Source organism: Sphingopyxis sp. Root1497, from assembly GCF_001427085.1.
In the GTDB taxonomy this organism is placed as follows: domain Bacteria; phylum Pseudomonadota; class Alphaproteobacteria; order Sphingomonadales; family Sphingomonadaceae; genus Sphingopyxis.
Map to the genome: position 1 here is coordinate 157855 of NZ_LMGF01000004.1, position 18781 is coordinate 176635.

Genomic DNA, 18781 nt, shown 5'->3' on the forward strand with positions numbered 1-18781 from the left:
CGATGCGCGCATCCTTTGCGATCGAGGGGCGGACCGCCTTTGTCACCGGTGGCGGCAGCGGGATCGGCCTTGCGATCGGCCGTGCGCTGGCGCGGGAGGGCGCGCGCGTCGCGCTCGCAGACATCGACGGCGAGGCCCTCGAGCGCGAGACGGCGGCGCTGGGCGACGCGGCGATGGCGGTTGCGCTCGACGTGACCGACCGCGATGCTTGGGCGCGCGCGCGGCAGGCTGTCGAGGCGCGGTTCGGTCCGGTCTCGATCCTCATCAACAACGCGGGCATCGGCCCCGATCTCAATCTGCTCGATGCGATGCCCGAAGCGCATTTCGACCGGATCGTCGCGGTCAAGCTGACCGGCACCTATAATGGCGTCCGCTGCTTCGTCCCCGCAATGCGCGAGGCAGGTCGCGGCGGGCACGTCGTCAACACCGCGTCGATGGCCGGGCTGATCGCCAGCGCAAAGTTGGGAGGGTATACTGCGAGCAAATTTGCCGTCGTGGGCCTGAGTGAAGTGCTGCGCGCCGAACTGGAGCCCGACGGGATCGGCGTTTCGGTGCTCTGTCCCGGACTGGTGACGACCAACCTCGGCCGAAGCACGGGGCGTGCGCCCCGGGCCGGCGGGATGGACCCGGCCGTGGTCGGCGACATGGTCGTTCGCGGCATTCGCAAAAACCGGCTGCACATCGTGACCCTCGGACAGCATCGCGGGCTCGTCGCCGACCGCATGGCGCGGGTTGTCGCCGCCTTTGACGATATTCCAACCGATTACCCCGACAGCCGCCCGGCGTCGGATACCCAAAAATATGAGGAACCGAAAAATGACGCCTGATCCCCTCTTCGATTTCACCGGCAAAGTCGCGCTGGTCACCGGCGGATCGCGCGGGTTGGGCTACCGCATGGTCAAGGCGCTGGCCGAACGCGGCGCCGATGTGATCGTGGCGAGCCGCAAGCTCGACAAATGCGAAGAGGTAGCGGCGGAATGCCGCGCGCTCGGCCGCCGGGCGATGGCGCATTCGGTACATTGCGGACGCTGGGACGAGATCGACGGCCTGATCGCGGCCACTTATGCGGAATTCGGCCGCGTCGACATATTGATCAACAACGCCGGCATGTCGCCCGCCTGCCCCAGCCACGAAATGCCCGAAAACCTGTTCGATTCGGTGCTCAACCTGAATTTCAAGGGACCGTTCCGGCTCGCGAGCCAGGTCGCGCACCGGATGAGCGCGGGCGATGGCGGCACCATCATCAACATCAGTTCGACCGGCGCGCTGATGGCGCTGCCGATGGTGATTCCTTATGGGTCGGCGAAGGCGGCGCTCAACGCGATGTCGGTATCGCTGAGCCGCGAATATGCGCCGAAGGTGCGGGTGAACACGATCAGCCCGGGACCGTTCCTGACCGACATCGCCGAGGCGTGGGACGAGCGGAAGCGCGAGACGCAACCGGTCGCGCTGGGGCGGCCGGGGAACCCCGACGAGATCGTGACCGCGGCACTGATGCTCGCGAGCCCGGCGTCGTCGTACACGACGGGCGCGCTGGTGCGAGTGGATGGGGGGCAGCTTTGAAATATAATCCTCCCCGTCGCTTCACGACAGGGAGGATTTTGCGCAGGGCTTACCGGCGAAACCCCGCCAGCCGCTGGTCGACGATCGCTTCGGCTTCCGAAATGATCCGGTCGATCAATTCCTGACAGGTCGGAATATCGTGGATCAGCCCCTGCACCATCCCGGCCCAGAAGACGCCCTTCGACAGGTCGCCGGTGGCCAGCAGTTCGCGGCCCGCGGTGCCGGCAACCAGTTCCTGCACGTCGCCGAACTTCGCGTCGGGTTGGGCAAGGCGGCGGACGACCTCTTCGCTGACTTCGCTCTTGCCGACGCGCGCGGTGTTCTTGAAGTTGCGGAAGATCAGGAAGCTGCCGCGCTCGTCATTGTCGACATAGGCCTGCTTCACATTGTCGTGGACCGGCGCTTCCTTGGTGGCGCAGAAGCGCGTGCCCATGTTGATGCCCTCGGCACCGAGGCTGAGCGCCGCGATCAGGCCGCGACCGTCGCCGAAACCGCCCGACGCGAGCATCGGAATTTTCACCTTGTCGGCCGCCGCCGGGATCAGGATCAGGCCGGGGATATCATCTTCGCCCGGATGGCCCGCGCATTCGAAACCGTCGATCGAGATGATGTCACAGCCGGCTTTCTCAGCCGACAGCGCATGGCGGACCGCAGTGCATTTGTGGAGGATGGTGACGCCGTGCGGCTTCACCCGCGCCCAGATCTCGCGCACCGCCGGGGTGCCCGCGGTCTCCATGATCTTGACCCCGCTTTCGACGACGGCGTCGGCATAGGCGTTGTAGTCGGGCGAATTGATCGTGGGGAAGACGGTCAGGTTGACGCCGAACGGCTTGTCGGTCATCGACCGGCACTTCTCGATCTCGTCGCGCAGCGCCTGCGGCGTCGGCTGGGTCAGCGCGGTGATGATGCCGAGCCCGCCGGCGTTCGACACCGCGCTCGCCATCTCCGCGGTGCCCACCGCCTGCATGCCGCCCTGGACGATCGGATGTTCGATCCCCAGCATTTCGGTGATCCGCGTCTTGAAACCCATTAGCATTCCCTCCAATAGTTATATAACTTGGTTATACTTCTAAACCCATGATGACAAGAGGTGTCCGATGACCGCTCCCCTGCCCCGCGCCGTTCGTGCCGACGAACTCGGCCCGCCCGAAAATTACGCTCTCGTCGATCATGATCCGGGTCCGCCCTCGCCCACACAAGTGAGCATTTCTATCAGGGCGGCGGGGATCAGCTTCGTCGATGTGCTGACCGCGGGCGGCGGCTATCAGGTGAAGCCGCCGGTGCCCTTCATTCCGGGCAGCGAGTGCGCGGGCGTCGTGACCGCGGTCGGGGCCGAGGTGTCGGGGCTGGCAATCGGTGACAGGGTCGTCGCCAGCGGCTGGGGCGGGATGTTCGCCGACGCGACCAACCTGCCCGCGCGCACGGTGCGCAAGATGCCCGCGGCGCTGTCGTTCGCGGAAGCCGCGGTGTTCCCCGTAAGCTATGCGACCGCATGGCACGCGCTGGTCGATCGCGGACGGCTGGCAGCGGGCGAAACACTGCTCGTGCTCGGTGCGGGCGGCGCGACGGGTTATGCGGCGGTGCAGATCGGCAGGCATCTCGGCGCGCGGGTGATCGGTTCGGCATCGAGCGAGGAGAAACGCGCACTGGCCACCGCGGGCGGCGCCGACGCCGTGATCGACGCGCGCGGCGACGACTGGCGCGATCAGGTCAAGGCGGCGAACGGCGGCAAGGGCGTCGATGTCGTGTTCGACCCCGTCGGCGGCGACGCGACCGATCCGGCATTTCGCTCGCTGGCGTGGAACGGGCGGCATCTGGTGATCGGCTTTCCGGGCGGGATCGCGGCGCTCAAGACCAATTTACCGCTGCTGAAAGGGGCGAGCCTGATCGGGGTCGATATCCGCCAGTTCGGGATTTTCGAGCCCGAGAAGAGCGAGAGCAATCGCGATACGGTGTTCGCGCTGGCGGGTGACGGCACGCTACGCCCGGCGGTCGCGCGGACCTACAGGCTCGAGGATTTTCGGGCGGCGATGGCCGATGCGGCGGCGGGAAAAAGCGCCGGGCGGGTGGTGTTGGTGATGGGATAATCATGTTCGTCATTGCGAGGAGCGAAGCGACGCGGCAATCCAGAGTCGCGTAGCCTGCTCTGGATTGCTTCGCTCCGCTCGCAATGACGAGGCTTTTTGGTGAGGGGGATTACGCCCAGCCCGCGGTCCGCGCCCCGAGATTGGACCGCCAGTCCGGCACCGCCGGCAAGTCCACGAACTCACCCTTCAACCGCGCCACCAACGCATCCACCGGCTCGACAGCGTCGATCAGCCCGGCACTCTGCCCGGCGCTCCAAATGTCGCGCCAGGGTATCACGCCCTCGGGCATCGGCGAGCGCGTGTTGGGCAGCGTTTTCGCATCGAGGCCGACCGCCTCGATAGATTGCCGCATCCAGTGCGCGGGAACGCCGTTCATCGCCGCCGAGGCTACGATATCGTCGGCGCTCACCGCCGGGATCATCGACCGGTGGCCCTCGACCACCCCGCTCTCAGGCGTCGCGATAAAGCGCGTGCCCATGCAGGCGATGTCGCCGCCCAGCGCGAGCGAGGCGGCGATGCCATGCGCGTCGGCGATGCCGCCCGCGACAATCAGCAGCCCGCCGAACAACCGCCGCACCGCGGGAACAAACGCCATCGGTGTCAAAAACCCAGTATGCCCGCCTGCGCCGGCGCAGGTCAGCATCAGCCCGTCCGCCCCCGCTGCGATCGCCTTTTCGGCGTGTTTCATCGTCGTGACGTCGTGGACGACGCGCCCGCCCCAGCCATGGACACGCTCGACGAGCGCCGACGGATCGCCGAGGCTCGAGAGGACGAGAGGGACGCGGTAGCGTTCGAGTAGCGCAAGGCGGTCGGCGGCCTTGGGATCGGTACCCCAGCGCGCCGGCATGTTGACGATCGGCGGCGCGACGCCTTCGATGCCGGCGAGCGCCGCCAGATAGTCTTCGAACTGTTCAAAGGGCGTGATCGTGCCGCCCTGCCAGCCGCCGATCACGCCCGCTTGGCAACAGGCGACCGCGAGCGGGACCGACGAGGCGAAGCTCATCGGCGCACACATCAGGGGAAGCGAGAGGTTGGAAAAGATCGTCATCCGCGCGTCTTGGCAGATTTTTTCGCGTCCTGCGCCTGTTTGAACGCAGCCTTGTGTGCGGCCTGCTCTTCCGCCGAATAGACGCGCTGGTGGATATCCTGATAAAAGACGATCTTGCCGTCCTTGACCTGATAGACCCCGACCCAAGGCTGTTCGTCGTTCGGTGCATGCAGCGTCCAGAAGGCCCAGCCGACATTGCCATCGGTGACCAGCCGGTCGAGCGTGCAGCAGCCGTCGCCCGCCCCTTCGAACTGCGCGAGGAATCGGGTCGCCGCTTCCTTGCCCTCATATCGTCCCCAGATCGGGTCGATGAAGACGATGTCGTCGGCGAGCAGCGCCCCGTTGGCGCCGAAGCGGTTCGCGTCCGTGTTCTTCCAGAACGCTTCCATCACCGCCTTGGCATCGCGCTCCGGCGTCGTGGCTTCGGGCTTTGGCTGGCATCCGGCTAGCGCAACCGCCGCCGTCAGTCCGATCAGGATTTTCCGCATATCCCCCCTTATTTCAGACAGTCGCCTTCAGCGCGTCGAGCACCCGGACATAATGGACCGGATTCCATACGTCCTGATCCTCGCCCCAGCCGATGCCGCCGTCGATGTCCCAGCGCATCAGCTGGTTCACGCCATAACCCGCTTCGCTCATCGTGCTGACGACGAAGCCTTCGCTCTTCATTTCGCGGCCTTGGTCGTCGACCAGTTCGACCTGCATATGCGTGCTCCAGCCGGTTCTCGGGCTACGAAACACGCGCATGCGCGATTTGCTTGCGTCGAGGCTGCCAAAGCTCCCGTCGCGGCGGATCCAGCCGGCGTTCATCGGCGACCAGCCATCGGCGTCGCCGTCCTGCACGCGCGCGAAGCCGAGGAAGCCGGTGCCGTCGCGGCGGTGGCCGAAGATATACTGGATCCGTCCGCGCCCGCGCTCACGCTCGATCTCGCGCCAGCGCGCGCCGCCGGGGTGCTTCACGCGTTCGATGTCGCTGGCATAGACTTTCGGGCTCGCGGCATAGGGCCCGCCGCGCGGCCCCCAGGTGCGGTCGCGCACCCCGATGCCGTCGATGCGAATCTTTTCGCCGCGCAGGGTCATCCAGCCCTCGACATGGCCGAGTTGGTCGAAATGCGGGGTCGCCATGAACGGCGGCTTTCCCGGCGGGAAGCGATGCGGTTCGTGGAGACCCGTGTGGGTGAAATCGAGCGCGAAACCGCGCGACGCGTCCTCGTACTGGAGGTGATATTTCATCCCCGGCTCGATCATCTTGAGGCTGTAACCGCCGCCGTTCTTGTCGCCGGGGAAGGTTATGTCGGTGAGGTCGGGGGCGTCGGGCATCGCCGCCTCCTCGACCTTGCGGTAATAGGCCATGCGCGCCTGGTCATAGCCTTCGTCGTCCCAGGCGAAGATGCGCCAGGTGACCGCCTTGCGGTTCTGATAATAGGGCGCATGGATCCAGCAGCCGATCTTGCGCTCGGGGATGTTGAACGACCACCAGTTGGTCTCGGTTTCATAGGGATCGTCGGATAGCTGATGGTAGCGGTCGTCTTCCGGCTTGAACGCCAGGTCGTCGGTCATGCAATCGTCTCCAGTTCGTCGAGCGCGGCGGCGAACAGCGCCGCGATGCGGCCCGCGTCGGCAATCTTTTCGGCATCGACGATCACGCCCATGTCGAGATTGTCGCCGCTGCGCCGCGAGGTGATGTTGAGAAAGCGACCCGAGCCGATGATCGGCACGGGGTAATTGTTGCGCTGGCGAAAGCCAGCATAGCTGCGCGCCTCGGCCGGGCCGGGCACATTCGACAACGTCAAATTGCCCGGGATCAGGCGCTTGCCGCCCGCCAGCCGCTCGGCAAAGGCGATGCGGCGATCCTTGGCGCCGAAAGGCTTTTCGGCGGCGTCGAGCAGCGCCTCGTCGTGCGGCGTGCGGCGCATCTCTGCCGCCATCGACGCCTGGATAGCGCGCAGGCGTTCGACGGGGTCGGCGAGGTGCGTTGCGAGATGCGGATGCAGCGCGACGATGCGGTTGCCGAATTCGCCATGTTCGGGGCGGCGGTACGACCGCGCCGAATTGACGACCAGCGGCGTGCCGGGAAGGTCGTCGATCTCGATCAGGTATTTGCGCAGCGCCGTGCTGGCGAGCGTCAGGAAGATGTCGTTGACCGTGGCTTCGAGCGCCTTGCCGACCGCCTTCACGCGCGCAAGCGGCAGGCTGATCGTCGCGTAGCGGCGGCGTGCCGAGGTCGGGCCCGACATCTTGAGCTGCGGCGTTGGGGCGCGGTCGCCCTTATGCGCTTCGAGTTCGGCGAGCGCGTCCCGGCGGCGCTCCGACTGTTCGGCGCGCTGCGCAGCCTCGTCGGCGAAACGCGTCTGCGCGAGCACGCGCCACGTCCCATCGTCGGGCAACGCCGCATCAGCGGTGCGCCGCGGGACCGGCGGCGCGGCGTCGCTGAGCAGGGCGAGGACGGTCTGAAAACCGATGCCGTCGGCGACGCTGTGGTGCATCTTGAGGTAGAGCGCGCTGCCGCCGTGCGCGAGCCGTTCGAAGACATGCGCCGCGAAGGGCGGGCCTTCGAGGTCGAGCCGCCGCATGTTGAGCATCGCGACGGCGGCGTGAAGCTCGTCGTCGGCCCACGCGCCGGGATGCGGCTGGACCGCGACAAGCGCGTCGAGGTTGCAACTCGCGAGATCGGCCCAGACGTCCGAATCGAAACCGTCGGGGGCTTCGTGCAGCCGCGCGAGCAGCGGCGTCGCGGGCAGTCGCTCGGCGAACTGGCGGCGGATCGCCGCGGCGAACCCCTCCTGCCGGTCGGGCGGCACATCGAGCAGGATCAGCGCGCCGACGTGCATCGGCGAGGCATCGGTTTCGGACAGGATCATGAAATGATCGTCGGGGCGCAACCGGCGGACGCCGGCGGCGAGTTGCAGCGGGTCGCGGGCGCCGCTCACGCCGTCACCACCCCGCAAGGACCGCCGCCCGCGCGCGATGCGCGGCGGGGCTTCCGAGCCATGCCCGGTCAAAAGCCGCGCGACGAAACCAGTAATGGAGTCCATATTCCCAAGTGTACCCGATGCCCCCATGCGCGGCGACCGCCGCCCGGGTCGACCGGACGTAGATGTCACACAGGTGAGCCTTTGCCATCGCGGCCGCACGCGGCGCGTCGGGGAGGCCAGCATCCCAGGCATAGGCGGCGTACCACAAGAGCGCGCGCGCTGGCTCCACGTCGAGCGCCATATGCGCGAGCTGGTGCTTGAGCGCCTGAAAACGGCCGATCGGCTGGCCGAATTGTTCGCGCTCAGTGGCGTAGGCGACGCTCATGTCGGTGACCTTCTGCGCGCCGCCGAGCGCGTCGGCGGCGACGAGGACGAGCGCCGCGTCGGCGAGACGACCGGTCATCGGGTCGCTCGCAGCAAAAAGCGTCTCACCCGCATCGGCGGGAATCGCGACCTTCGACACCGGGCGGCTGCGGTCGGCGGCTTTCACCGCCTCGATCGCCGCCTCGGCGGCGGCGACAAGGCGGACCCCGACTTCGCGGTCGACGATCAGGAAAAAGTCGGCGGCGCGCGCGCAAGGGACAAACACGCTGCCGCCGTGGACCAGCGTCGCGAGCTTTTCGCCGCTCGCCAGCGTTTCGAGATGGGTTTTCGCTGCGCCATTGTCGCTGTGCGCAACGGCGGCGACGGCGAGAAGCTGGCCGATCAGCGGTCCCGGTGCCGCCGCCTCGCCAACGACCTCGCACACCAGCGCGGCCTCGAGCAGCCCCATGCCGCTGTCGGGCGCGAGCGTGCCGCCGAGGCCGAGCGCCATCAGCGCATCCCAGCTAGCGCGGTCGAAATCATCGTCGCCATCGGCAAAGGCATGAAGCCGCTCGATCGACCAGACGCCGGCGAGCGTGCCGCGCACCGCGTCCTGGATCGCCGTCTGCTCTTCGGTCAGGTGGAAATGCATCTCAGCGCTCCCCGCTCATCGCGAGGTCGCGCGGCAGGCCGAGGCCGCGTTCGCCGATGATGTTGCGCTGGATGTTCGACGCGCCGCCGGCGATCGAATTGCCGAGGCTACCCATGATCTGGTCGAGCCATTTCTCGGGGCCACGCGGCCCGCGATTGCCGCGCCCGCCCGCACCCGCGGGTTCGAGGAAGCCATGCTCGCCGATCAGATCCTGCGCGAGCAGCGCCATTTCGTGCCCGATTTCGGTGAGCAGCAATTTCATCATCAGCGCCACCGGGCCGGGGTCCTCGCCCGCAGCGGCGCAGCTGAACAGGCGATAGCTGGTGTAGCGGTGCGAGAGAACCGAGCCCTCGATCTGCGCGAGTTTGTCACGGACGATCGGGTCGTCGATGCGATCGACCTCCTTCGCCAATTCGACGAGCTTGTTGAACTGCCTGCCGAGCCCCTCGGCGCCGCCGATGCTCGCGCGTTCGTGCCTGAGCGTCGTGCGGCTGACATACCAGCCCTGCCCGCGTTCGCCGACCTGCCAGCTCACCGGGGTCTCGGCATTGTCGAAGAAAAACTCGCAGAAGGTGTGATCGCCCTCCTCGCCGGTCATCTGGCGGATCGGGCGCCGGGTAACGCCGGGCTGGTCGAGGTCGATCAGCAAATAGGTGATGCCGTCATGCTTGGGCGCATCGGGTTCGGTGCGCACCAGCATGAACATATGCGTCGATTGCATGCCCTGCGACGTCCATATCTTCTGACCGTTGATGATCCACTTGCTGCCGTCGGGCGACAGCTCGCCCTTGGTGCGCACGCTCGCAAGGTCGCTGCCCGAGCCGGGTTCGGAATAGCCCTGCCCCCAGATATAATCGCCCTCGACGGTCTTGCGGATGAAGAGCGCCTTTTGCTCGTCGGTCCCTTTTTCGAGTAAGGTCGGCACGGTCATGTTCATGCCGTTGCCGCCGACCTCCATCGGGGCGCGGGCGCGGGCGAACTCCTCGCGGATCACCTGCGCCTTGATGACGTCGACACTTTGCTCGGAGCCGCCATAGATTTTCGGGATCGCGCGGTAGAGATAGCCGGCGTCGGTCGCCTGGGTGCGAAAGGTGCGGATGAAGGCCTTGAGGTCGGCGCCGCGCAGGTCGGCGGCCGGGGGCCAGTGCGACGACAGAAAGGCGCGGACCTCCGCACGAAAGACCTCGGCGGCCTCGCCATAGCTCAGATCCATCGCTCGCTCTCCCTTGTCGATGGTAATTCTATGCTTGAGTTATATAACTACGTCAACCATGTTGTGCGACGGGCGAAGCATGGTAGGAGGCGCCGATGAACAGCACCCCCGACCCGATCCCCCATTATTTCGTCCGCACCGAGGAGGGTTTCGAGCCCACCGGCCTGTCACGCAACCCCTGGTTCGCCGATGCGGTCGCCGGCGGGCCGATCTCGGCGCTGTTCGCGCATGCGATCGAGCAAGCCGGTTTCGATCCGGGGTTCGAAATTTGCCGCGTGACGATCGACTTTTTGGGCATCGTGCCGCGCGCACCGCTGGTCCCGCGCATCGTCCCGGTGCGCCAGGGGCGACAGGCGCAGCTCTACCGTATCGAACTGCTGGCAGGCGCGAAGATGGTCGCGCAGGCGCATGTGCTGCTGGCACGGCAGCTCGACACCCCCGAATTCCATCCCCCACACCCGCACCCCGCGCCCGAGGATGTGCCCGAGGATGATTTCCTGATCGGCGCGAGCATGGCGGGGGCGATCCGGACGCGGCCGGTCATGGGCCAGGTGCGCGAACCGGGGCGCGGCGTGGCCTGGATGTGCATGAACGGCGAGGTCGTGCGTGGCGTGCCGGCGTCGCCCTTCGTCAAGGCGTGCCTGTTCGCCGATTTCGGCAATGGCGTCGGCAGCGCGACGCATGCGCATGAATGGAGCTATGCGAACCTCGACATCGGCATCCAGTTCTTTCGCATGCCGCGCGGAGCATGGCTCCTGCTCGACGCCCACACCGAAGGCGCGGGCAACGGGCATGCGGTGGCGCAGAATCTCTTCGCCGACGAGGACGGCGTCTATGCCAAGGGCACACAGACGATCTTCGTCGCGCCGGGAAGTCCGCGGTAAAAAGTTCGTCATTGCGAGCGTAGCGAAGCAATCCAGGGTGGTCTTGCGCCTACTCTGGATTGCCGTGTCGCTTCGCTCCTCGCAATGACGGATGTGGGTTATTGGCCGCGGAACACCGGCGCGCGCTTTTCGGTCACCGCCGCCAGTCCCTCGCGGTGATCCTGGCTACCGAGCAAGAGCGCCTGATTGGGCAGATTGGCCTGCCATTCGGCCTCCATGCTGCTTTCGAGCGCGCGCTGGATCGATTGCTTGACCGTCGCATAGCCGAGCGGGGCCGATGCGGCGAGTTCGCGCGCAAGGTCCATGCCGCGCGTCGCGAGTTCGTCCTTTGCGACCACCTCGCTGACCAGTCCGATACGCAGCGCTTCCTCGGCGCGCACCTGTTTCCCGCGCAGGCACATCTCCATCGCGCGGCCGAGCCCGACGATGCGTGGGAGCAGGAAGGTGCCGCCGAGCGGCGGCATAATGCCGAGCTTGATCCAGCTTTCCTGGAACATCGCGCTGTCGGCGGCGATACGGAAATCGCAGGCGAGCGCGAGTTCGCAACCGACCGTCACCGCCGCGCCCCGCACCAGCGCGAGCGTCGGTTTTGGACAGCGATAGATGGCGCGGGCGGCGCCCTGAAAATTGGCGTAGACGGTGTCCTTGATCTCGCTCGCCGCCATGCCGGTCAGGCGTTGCAGGAAGGCGAAGTCGGCGCCGACCGAGAAATGCTTGCCCTCGGCGGCGAGGATGATTGCGCGAACGTCGCGATCCGAAGACAGTGCCGCGAAAGCGTCGCGAATCTCGCCGAGCATCTCGGGCGAAGACGCGTTGCCGATGTCGGCGCGCGCGACGGTGACGGCGGCGATGCCGGCATCGTGGCGATCGATGCGGATATGCGCAAAATCAGCCATCGGGGTTTTCGGCCTTCTTCTTCTCGCGCCAGATCATCGCGGTCGCGCTGGTCGACAGACCCATGTTGAGCGCCTCGGCATCGAGCGCGGCCTCGAACGCCCAATCCTCGGCGTTGTTGAGGTTCGCCTTCATATAGCGATAGCCCATGCGCGGGCCGTCGGCGAGCCGGCGCGCGGCCTTGATTGTCTCGTCGCGCAGCGCCTCGTCATCGAACAGGCGGGTGTAGAGACCCTTGGCGAAGGCCTCGTCGGCGGTCAGTTTTTCGCCGAGCAGGAAAAGCTCGCGCGCGACGCCGGTGCCAACGATCTTGGTCCAGAACCAGGTCGATCCGAAATCGCCGCCCGCGCCGATGCGGTCGAACGCGGTCAGGAAGCTCGCGCTTTTCGCAGCGAAGCGCAGGTCGCACGCCCCAGCGATGCCGATGCCCGCCCCTGCAACGGGACCGTTCACCATCGCGATCGTTGGCTTGGGCATCTCGTGGAGCAGGCGCGAAGTTTCCATGAAGCTGCGGAGGCGAACATGACCCTGTTCGGTGCGGCTGCCGCTGTCGGCATTGGCGGGCACGACCGCCTTGTCGGCGCCGCCTTCCTTTAAATCTCCGCCGGCGCAAAAGCCCCTGCCCGCCCCGGTCACGACGACACAGCCGACCGACGCATCGCGCGCCGCATCGGCGCAGGCGTCGGCGAGCGGCGCCATGATCGAACCGGTCAGCGCGTTGAGCCGGTCGGGCCGGTTGAGGGTGATGGTGCGGACCCCCGCATCATCGTCGATCAGTATTTCGCTCATAAATCTCTCCGTTCCCTCCCTTCGTCATTGCGAGCGAAGCGAAGCAATCCAGGGCGGTTTGCGCCTGCTCTGGATTGCCGCGTCGCTTCGCTCCTCGCAATGACGACGTGAAGGCGATCGGCGATCGGCCGTCCGGTCAATCCCCGCCAAGTTCGCGGTGGCGCGCCAGCATCTGGACCGCTTTTTGCGCGAGTTCTTCGGGAACCTGCGGATAGAGCGGCTGCGGGCGATCCTTACTCGGCAACGCGATCGTCGCGGTCGCGCGCACGGTTTCCTCGTCGCGCTGGTTGGTGAATTTCACCGCGACATCGACGAGGTTCTGGCCGCCCTCCTGGCGCTTCGCCAGCACTTCGCCGGTGACGCGCTGGACGTCGCCCATATAGTTGAACTTGCGGATCTCGTCGTGGATGTGGGTGATGACGGCATCGTCGCCGGCCCAGTCGCTCAGATATTGCCACAGATAATTTTCGCGCATGACTCCATAGTCGTAGGCCATCGGATTGCCGATCGCCTGCGCCCACACCGGATCCCAGTGCAGCCGCTGTGCGACGTCGGGAATGCCATGCTCGTTCTTGACGTAAAAGGCCGGGATGCGCTGGCGATTCTTGTGCGCGAGGCGGTTGGCGGTGGGCGCATAGGGCACGAAGCCATAGCCGCCGGCGTGGAAACAGATGACGTCGGTGACGGTCAGCGGGCCCTTCGCCTGCAGCCCGACCGAATCGCCCTTCTCGACGCTTTCGAACCAGCGCTTCTCGGCACCCTGGACGCGTTCGGCGGCGTAGACGTCCTCGATCGCCTGCATTTCCTCGTCGGAATAGGATGCGGGTTCGATCGCCGAATATTTGCCCTTCTTGGCGGCAGTCTTGCGTTCGGTCAGCACGCGCAGGATGCGATAGACCGCGACGACCTCGCCGCGCTGGTTGATCTTGACGTCACGGCGATTGGTGATCACCGAGCGCCCGGCAAATTCGGACTGCTTGACCTCGCACGTCTCGTCGCCATTGAAGCTGTAGATGGTGTCGCCCGGATAGATGGGGCGATAGAAATCCCATTGCGACCCCGAGACAAAGACGTGAATGCCACGAAACAGGCTCTTCTTGAGAGCCTTGATCTCGTCGGGAATCGGGTCGCCCTTCATCGGCTTGTTGATGATGCCCGCCATCATACCCGGCGCGATCACGCTGCCCCAGCGGGTCTTCTTGGCATAATTGGGATCGGTGTAGAGCGGCTTGTCGTCGCCCATGCCGTGCGCGAAGTTGCGGATATTATCCTCGGTCGCGGTGGTGATATATTCGCGGGTCTTCGCAGCCTGGTCGAATCCCAGCAATTTGCGCTGCCGCTCGATATCCTCGTCGGTAATCTCATAGGCGACGGCTTTCTGCCACTCATCGCTCTGCTTGATGTCACTTTTCGCCTCGGCCATCACTATCTCCCTTGTCACGAGTTATATAACTAGGTAATACATGCCCAACAATGACGCAAGGGGATAAAGCCGCAATGGAAGTTCGCCGCATCAGCGATGCCTTGAAGGTGCGCGCGACGCACCAGTCGAATGACATCGCGCACGACGACACGCGGCGGCAAATCACCTTCGCCGAATGGGACCGCGAAGCCGATGAAGTGGGCGGCGGGCTGGCGGCGGCGGGGCTGGTTCCCGGCGACCGGGTATTTCTGCCGATCAGCAATGCGCATGCGATCGAGATGGCGATCGCGGTGTTCGCGGTGTTCCGCGCAGGCGGCATCGCCTGCCCGATCAGCACGCGCCTCAACCCGCGGGAAATCGCCGATTATGCGGCCTTGTGCGAACCGCGCTTCTGCCTGACCGATGCGCCCGATTTGATGAAGGACGTGCCGCTTGCCGGTTGCTGGCGCGTCGATGCCATGCCGCGCGATATCGCGGCGCTGCCCGACCAGACGAGCCTCGACCCGGCGGCCGACGCCGAAATCCTCGGCACCTCGGGCACGACCGGCAAGATCAAGGGCGTCGTGATATCGCACCCCGATCTGATGACCGGCGTCACCGGCCTCAACATGGACCGCTCGCGCTCGACGCTGAACGCGCTGCCGCTCACCGGGTCCGGCGGCAACATCGGCATCGTGATGCTGCCCGCGCGCGGCGGCGCGACCGCGATCACCCAGCAGAAATTCGATCCGAAGGGCTTTCTGGAGCTGGCGAAGGAAAAGCGGCCGAATCTTGTCTACCTGGTGCCGTCGATGCTGCGGCTCGTGCTCGATCATCCCGATGTCGCCAATTACGACATGGAGGGAGTCAAATATCTGATGACCGGCACCGCGCCGCTGCCGCATGATTCGGTGAAGCGCGCGGCCGAACTGTGGCCGCACCTGCGCATACGTAACAGCTATGGCATGTCCGAGGGCGGCGTGGGCTTGGGCACGACCAGCCAGGAACAGGTGCTCAAACCCGGCTGCGTCGGCAAGCTACCCGCGCATATGCAGATCCGCGACGAGGGCGGCAATGTCATCACCGAAGCGGGCGTCGTCGGCGAGATCTACGGCTGGCAGAAGCATGCACGGCGTTACTGGAACGATGAAGAAGCGACCGCAGCGAGCTTCAAGGGCGGCTGGACCAAGACCGGCGACCTCGGCTTCGTCGACGAAGACGGCGACCTGATCATGGCCGGCCGGTCGAAGGAGCTGATCATCCGCGGCGGCTACAACATCACCCCGCTCGAGATCGAGACGGTGCTGCATTTGCATCCCGCGGTCCAGCAGGCGGCGGTGGTCGGCGTCCCGCATGAGGTGCTGGGCGAGGATATCGCGGCGGCGGTGACTTTGCGCCCCGGCTGCGGCGAAGCGACCGCCGACGACATCATCGCCTTCTGCAAGGCGCATCTCGGCGACAACAAGGTGCCGCGGACCTTGGTGGTGATGGATCACATGCCGCTGAACCCGAATGGGAAGATTCTGAAGAAGGATCTGGCCGGGCCGCTGGCAAAGGCGGCGGAAGCGCGGCGGCGGGCGGCGTAACGCCTGAATACCATCGTCATTGCGAGCGAAGCGAAACAATCTAAGCATGCGTAAACCGCTCTGGATTGTTTCGCTTCGCTCGCCGATGACGCGGCTTTGGAATTATCCCTTCAACGTCTCGAACGGCACATTCTTGTCCATGCGCACTTCGCCCGGCATGCCGAGCACGCGTTCGGCGATCTGGTTGCGCAGCACCTCGTCGGCGCCGCCAGCGATGCGCATCACGGTCGAATAGATATAGTCGTACTGGACGTCGCCGGTCGCCGTATCGCCCGCCTCGGGCGCGATGCCGGCGAGACCGCGCAGTTCGAGCGCGAGGCCGTTGGTCTTCTGGTAGCGGCCCGCATAAGCGAGCTTGACCATGCCCGCGAGCGCACCGGGGTTCTCGCCCTTCGACACCATCGTGCGCAGCCGTGCCTGGAAGAAGCGTTCGCCCTGCTCTTCCGCCAAGGCCTCGGCGAGCTGCTGGCGGATCGCGCGGTCGTCGAGCATCGTGCCGCCATGGCCGTCGGGGGTCGCGGCGGCATAATCGATCAGCGGCTCGACCCCGCTGCGATGCGCGCCCGAGCCGAGGCGTTCACCCATCAGCACCGTCATGCAACACGCCCAGCCCTCGCCCTCGGCACCAAGCCGGTTCGCATCTGGGATGCGGACGTCGGTGAGGAAGGTTTCGTTGAACTCGCTCGCGCCCGAGATCTGGCGGATCGGGCGGGTCTCGATCCCCGGCGTCTTCATGTCGACGACGAAGAAGGTCAGCCCCTTGTGCTTGGGCAGCGTTGTATCGGTGCGGACGACGAGGATGCCCCAATCGGTGAGATGCGCCCAACTCGACCACACCTTCTGGCCGTTGATGATCCAATCGCCGCTGCCATCGTCGGCGCGAACGGCTTTTGTGCGCAGCGCCGCAAGGTCCGATCCCGCGGCGGGTTCGGAGAAGAGCTGGCACCAGGTGATGTCACCCTTCAGCGTCGCCTCGATGAAGCGCGCTTTCTGTTCGTCACTGCCATGCTTGGCGATGACGGGCAGCGCCATGCCGGTGCCGATCGAGGTGAAGGGCCCCTTGGGCAAATGATATTTGCCTTCCTCTTCGGCAAAGATCACCGCTTCGGGTCCCGACAGGCCGCGCCCGCCGAGCGCCTTGGGGAAGGTCAGACCCGACCAGCCGCCGGCGTAAAGCGCGCGCATCCACGCGCGGCCGCGATCGGCTTCTTCGGTGTCGGGCATCTTCTCGCCAGACGTCAGGACATGCGCGGGGGCGTGAGCGGCGAGCCAGGCGCGGGCTTCGGCGCGGAAGGCGGCTTCTTGCGCGTTGTCGTTGAAATCCATCTTACGCCGCTTTCCCTTGGCTGCCCGGTTGTGCGTTCAGCAGCCGGTCGGCCCAAAAGCCGCGATTGCCGAGGTGCACCGCGAGCAAACGCTCGCGCCGGTAATAGAAATGGCAGTTCGCCTCGAAGGTGTAGCCGATGCCGCCATGGACCTGCAGATTCTCGCGCGCCGCAAGCTCGAGGCATTTGATGCCCGAGAGGCGCGCGGCCGCCGCTGCCGCAGGCAGGTCATCGGGCGACGATTCGGCCGCCCAGCCGCCATAATAAGCGTTCGATCGCGCCAGTTCGGTCGCGACCGCGACATCGGCGAGCTTGTGCTTGATCGCCTGATAGCCCGCGAGCGGACGGCCGAACATCTGCCGCTCCATCGCATAGTCGCGCGCCATGGTGAGGCAGGCTTCGGCAGCGCCGGAGGCTTCGAACGCGGCCTGCACCGCGGCTTGGTCGATCAGCTGGTCGAGCTTGCCCGCGCCGGGCAGCGCTTCGGCAACCGCATCGGCGAAGTCGAGGCGGTAGTGCGGGCGGAGCTGGTCGAAGCTGTCGAGCCGCGTGCGGGTGACGCCGGGCTGATTCAGTTCGACGAGTGCGAAGGTGCCGCCCGCGACGAGCACGACCGCGATGTCGGCGATGCCCGCGTCGGCAACCGGCGACTTGTTGCCGTTGAGCTTGCCGCCTTCAAGCGTCGCCCCGCTCGCGAATACCGGCCCCGGTCCTTCGGCATAAGCGAAGGTCGCCACCGCCTCGCCGCTCGCGAGCTTGGGCAGCCACGCCGCCTTCTGCGCGTCGCTACCCGCAAGGCGAATCGCCTCGGCACCGAGGATGATCGAGCTCATGAAGGGCACCGCCGCATTGGCACCGCCCAGCGCCTCCATGATGACGCCGAGATCGAGCGCGCCGAGCCCCAGTCCGCCATGGTCCTCGGGAATAGCGGCGCCGAGGAAGCCCATTTCGGCGAGCGCTCGCCACAAGGGTTCGTCCCATTCGGCGCCCGAATCGATCAGGCTGCGCAGCCGGTCGAACGGCGACAGGTCGGAAAGCAGCGCGCGGGCTTGCTCGCCGAGCATTTTCTGTTCATCGCTAAGGTCGAAATTCATCGCAGGCCTTGCCCCTTCATATCGGTCTGTGTCATAGCGAGTTGTATAACTAGGTCAACCATGAGCGCTCAGCGATAACCGGGCCGGGAGAGGAAGCACCGTCATGCAATATGAAACCATCCTGGTCGACGTCGCCGACCATATCGCGACGATCACGATCAACCGCCCCGACGCGATGAACAGCTTCACCAAGCGGATGATGGACGAATTCGAGCATCTGTGGAAGTGGATTGGCCGCGAGGATGACGTCCATTGCGTCGTGCTGCGCGCCGCGCCGGGCAAGGCCTGGTGCACCGGGGTCGACGTCAAGGAATCGCAGAAGGAAGGCGGAACCGTCGTCGACCTTGCCAATATCTGGCATTGCGAGGATCCCGGCAATTACCTCGGCCCCAAGTCGATGAAATGCTGGAAGCCGGTGATCGCCGCAGTCCATGGCATGGCGGCTGGCGGCGCCTTCTACTGGCTCAACGAGAGCGACATCATCATCTGTTCCGAAGAAGCGACCTTCTTCGACCCGCATGTCACCTATGGCATGACGAGCGCGCTCGAGCCGATCGGCATGACCTATCATATGCCGCTGCACGACGTGCTGCGCATGGTGCTGCTCGGCAATGATGAACGAATCGGCGCGGGGACCGCGCTGCGCATCGGGCTGGTCAGCGAGATTACGACGCTCGAGGATCTGTGGCCGCGCGCGCAGGAACTGGCGACCGCGATCGCTGCCAAGCCGCCCGCGGCGACCGCGGGTTCGGTGAAGGCGATCTGGGAATCGCTCGACCTGCCGCGTAGCGTCGCGATGCAACAGGGCCTGAAATATTGCCAGATCGGCAATCCGGTCGGGGTGCCGCAGGTCGATCGCGCCGCGCTGATGGCCGACAAGGCCAAGAAATTCACCGTCCGATAGCCGTAGCGGCAATTCTACTTGACGTTTACGTCAACGTCCGGTCATGGTCTCAACACATAGGG

General features: G+C 65.8%; 18 protein-coding genes. 6 read left to right on the forward strand and 12 right to left on the reverse strand.

Annotation, left to right across the window (positions count from 1 at the left end; translation table 11 throughout):
- The first annotated feature begins 2 nt into the window (after positions 1-2).
- Both ASD67_RS12315 and ASD67_RS12320 read left to right on the forward strand, forming a co-directional pair.
- The gene (locus tag ASD67_RS12315) at positions 3-827 is read left to right on the forward strand and encodes an SDR family oxidoreductase (protein WP_056347594.1); all 825 of its coding nucleotides are present in this window, start codon (positions 3-5) and stop codon (positions 825-827) included.
- On the forward strand, positions 817-1563 hold the full coding sequence (locus ASD67_RS12320; protein WP_056347596.1) for an SDR family NAD(P)-dependent oxidoreductase: 747 nt from the start codon (positions 817-819) through the stop codon (positions 1561-1563). Before ASD67_RS12315 ends, ASD67_RS12320 begins: the two co-directional genes overlap by 11 nt.
- Before the next feature lie 49 nt (positions 1564-1612).
- Here ASD67_RS12320 and ASD67_RS12325 read toward each other — a convergent pair whose 3' ends face one another.
- The gene (locus ASD67_RS12325; RefSeq protein WP_056347599.1) at positions 1613-2593 is read right to left on the reverse strand and encodes an NAD(P)H-dependent flavin oxidoreductase; all 981 of its coding nucleotides are present in this window, start codon (positions 2591-2593) and stop codon (positions 1613-1615) included.
- Positions 2594-2660: 67 nt separating this feature from the next.
- Here ASD67_RS12325 and ASD67_RS12330 point away from each other — a divergent pair, with 67 nt between their 5' ends.
- The gene (locus ASD67_RS12330; RefSeq protein WP_056347600.1) at positions 2661-3650 is read left to right on the forward strand and encodes an NADPH:quinone oxidoreductase family protein; all 990 of its coding nucleotides are present in this window, start codon (positions 2661-2663) and stop codon (positions 3648-3650) included.
- Between the two features lie 109 nt (positions 3651-3759).
- On the opposite strand, the gene ASD67_RS12335 is transcribed toward ASD67_RS12330, so the two are convergent.
- Genes ASD67_RS12335 through ASD67_RS12360 form a run of 6 tightly spaced genes read right to left on the reverse strand, consistent with a single transcriptional unit; the run spans position 3760 to position 9841 of the window.
- Positions 3760-4653, reverse strand: a complete 894-nt coding sequence (locus ASD67_RS12335; RefSeq protein ID WP_162248577.1) for an NAD(P)H-dependent flavin oxidoreductase — start codon at positions 4651-4653, stop codon at positions 3760-3762.
- A 41-nt stretch (positions 4654-4694) separates the two neighbouring features.
- Positions 4695-5186 (reverse strand): nuclear transport factor 2 family protein, encoded by a 492-nt coding sequence (locus ASD67_RS12340; RefSeq protein ID WP_056347604.1) that lies wholly within the window; start codon positions 5184-5186, stop codon positions 4695-4697.
- Positions 5187-5199: 13 nt separating this feature from the next.
- Entirely contained in the window at positions 5200-6258 is a 1059-nt protein-coding gene (locus ASD67_RS12345) for a DUF7065 domain-containing protein (RefSeq protein WP_056347606.1), read from the reverse strand.
- The gene (locus ASD67_RS12350) at positions 6255-7628 is read right to left on the reverse strand and encodes a wax ester/triacylglycerol synthase domain-containing protein (protein WP_162248578.1); all 1374 of its coding nucleotides are present in this window, start codon (positions 7626-7628) and stop codon (positions 6255-6257) included. Before ASD67_RS12350 ends, ASD67_RS12345 begins: the two co-directional genes overlap by 4 nt.
- Before the next feature lie 4 nt (positions 7629-7632).
- Positions 7633-8628: an acyl-CoA dehydrogenase gene (locus ASD67_RS12355; protein ID WP_056347610.1), complete on the reverse strand. Its 996-nt coding sequence runs from the start codon at positions 8626-8628 to the stop codon at positions 7633-7635.
- 1 nt (position 8629) lies between these two features.
- Positions 8630-9841: an acyl-CoA dehydrogenase family protein gene (locus tag ASD67_RS12360; RefSeq protein ID WP_056347612.1), complete on the reverse strand. Its 1212-nt coding sequence runs from the start codon at positions 9839-9841 to the stop codon at positions 8630-8632.
- Between the two features lie 95 nt (positions 9842-9936).
- Between ASD67_RS12360 and ASD67_RS12365 the strand changes: the two genes are divergently transcribed.
- Complete coding sequence (locus ASD67_RS12365) at positions 9937-10725, forward strand: acyl-CoA thioesterase domain-containing protein (protein WP_056347614.1); 789 nt, start codon at positions 9937-9939, stop codon at positions 10723-10725.
- 98 nt (positions 10726-10823) lie between these two features.
- Here the strand turns inward: ASD67_RS12365 and ASD67_RS12370 are convergent, their stop codons facing one another.
- The 3 genes from ASD67_RS12370 to ASD67_RS12380 all read right to left on the reverse strand — a co-directional run bounded on the left by ASD67_RS12370 (position 10824) and on the right by ASD67_RS12380 (position 13831).
- A complete protein-coding gene (locus ASD67_RS12370) occupies positions 10824-11621 on the reverse strand; it encodes an enoyl-CoA hydratase/isomerase family protein (RefSeq protein WP_056347617.1) in 798 nt (265 codons plus the stop codon).
- A complete protein-coding gene (locus tag ASD67_RS12375; RefSeq protein ID WP_056347619.1) occupies positions 11614-12408 on the reverse strand; it encodes an enoyl-CoA hydratase-related protein in 795 nt (264 codons plus the stop codon). Before ASD67_RS12375 ends, ASD67_RS12370 begins: the two co-directional genes overlap by 8 nt.
- 136 nt (positions 12409-12544) lie before the next feature.
- Positions 12545-13831 (reverse strand): FAS1-like dehydratase domain-containing protein, encoded by a 1287-nt coding sequence (locus ASD67_RS12380; RefSeq protein ID WP_056347621.1) that lies wholly within the window; start codon positions 13829-13831, stop codon positions 12545-12547.
- 74 nt (positions 13832-13905) lie between these two features.
- Here ASD67_RS12380 and ASD67_RS12385 point away from each other — a divergent pair, with 74 nt between their 5' ends.
- Complete coding sequence (locus ASD67_RS12385; RefSeq protein WP_056347623.1) at positions 13906-15396, forward strand: class I adenylate-forming enzyme family protein; 1491 nt, start codon at positions 13906-13908, stop codon at positions 15394-15396.
- Positions 15397-15498: 102 nt separating this feature from the next.
- Here the strand turns inward: ASD67_RS12385 and ASD67_RS12390 are convergent, their stop codons facing one another.
- Positions 15499-16722, reverse strand: coding sequence for an acyl-CoA dehydrogenase family protein (locus ASD67_RS12390; protein WP_056347625.1), 1224 nt, complete (start codon positions 16720-16722; stop codon positions 15499-15501).
- 1 nt (position 16723) lies between these two features.
- On the reverse strand, positions 16724-17815 hold the full coding sequence (locus ASD67_RS12395) for an acyl-CoA dehydrogenase family protein (RefSeq protein ID WP_056347626.1): 1092 nt from the start codon (positions 17813-17815) through the stop codon (positions 16724-16726).
- Positions 17816-17918: 103 nt separating this feature from the next.
- Here ASD67_RS12395 and ASD67_RS12400 point away from each other — a divergent pair, with 103 nt between their 5' ends.
- A complete protein-coding gene (locus ASD67_RS12400; RefSeq protein WP_056347628.1) occupies positions 17919-18719 on the forward strand; it encodes an enoyl-CoA hydratase/isomerase family protein in 801 nt (266 codons plus the stop codon).
- Positions 18720-18781: the final 62 nt, after the last annotated feature.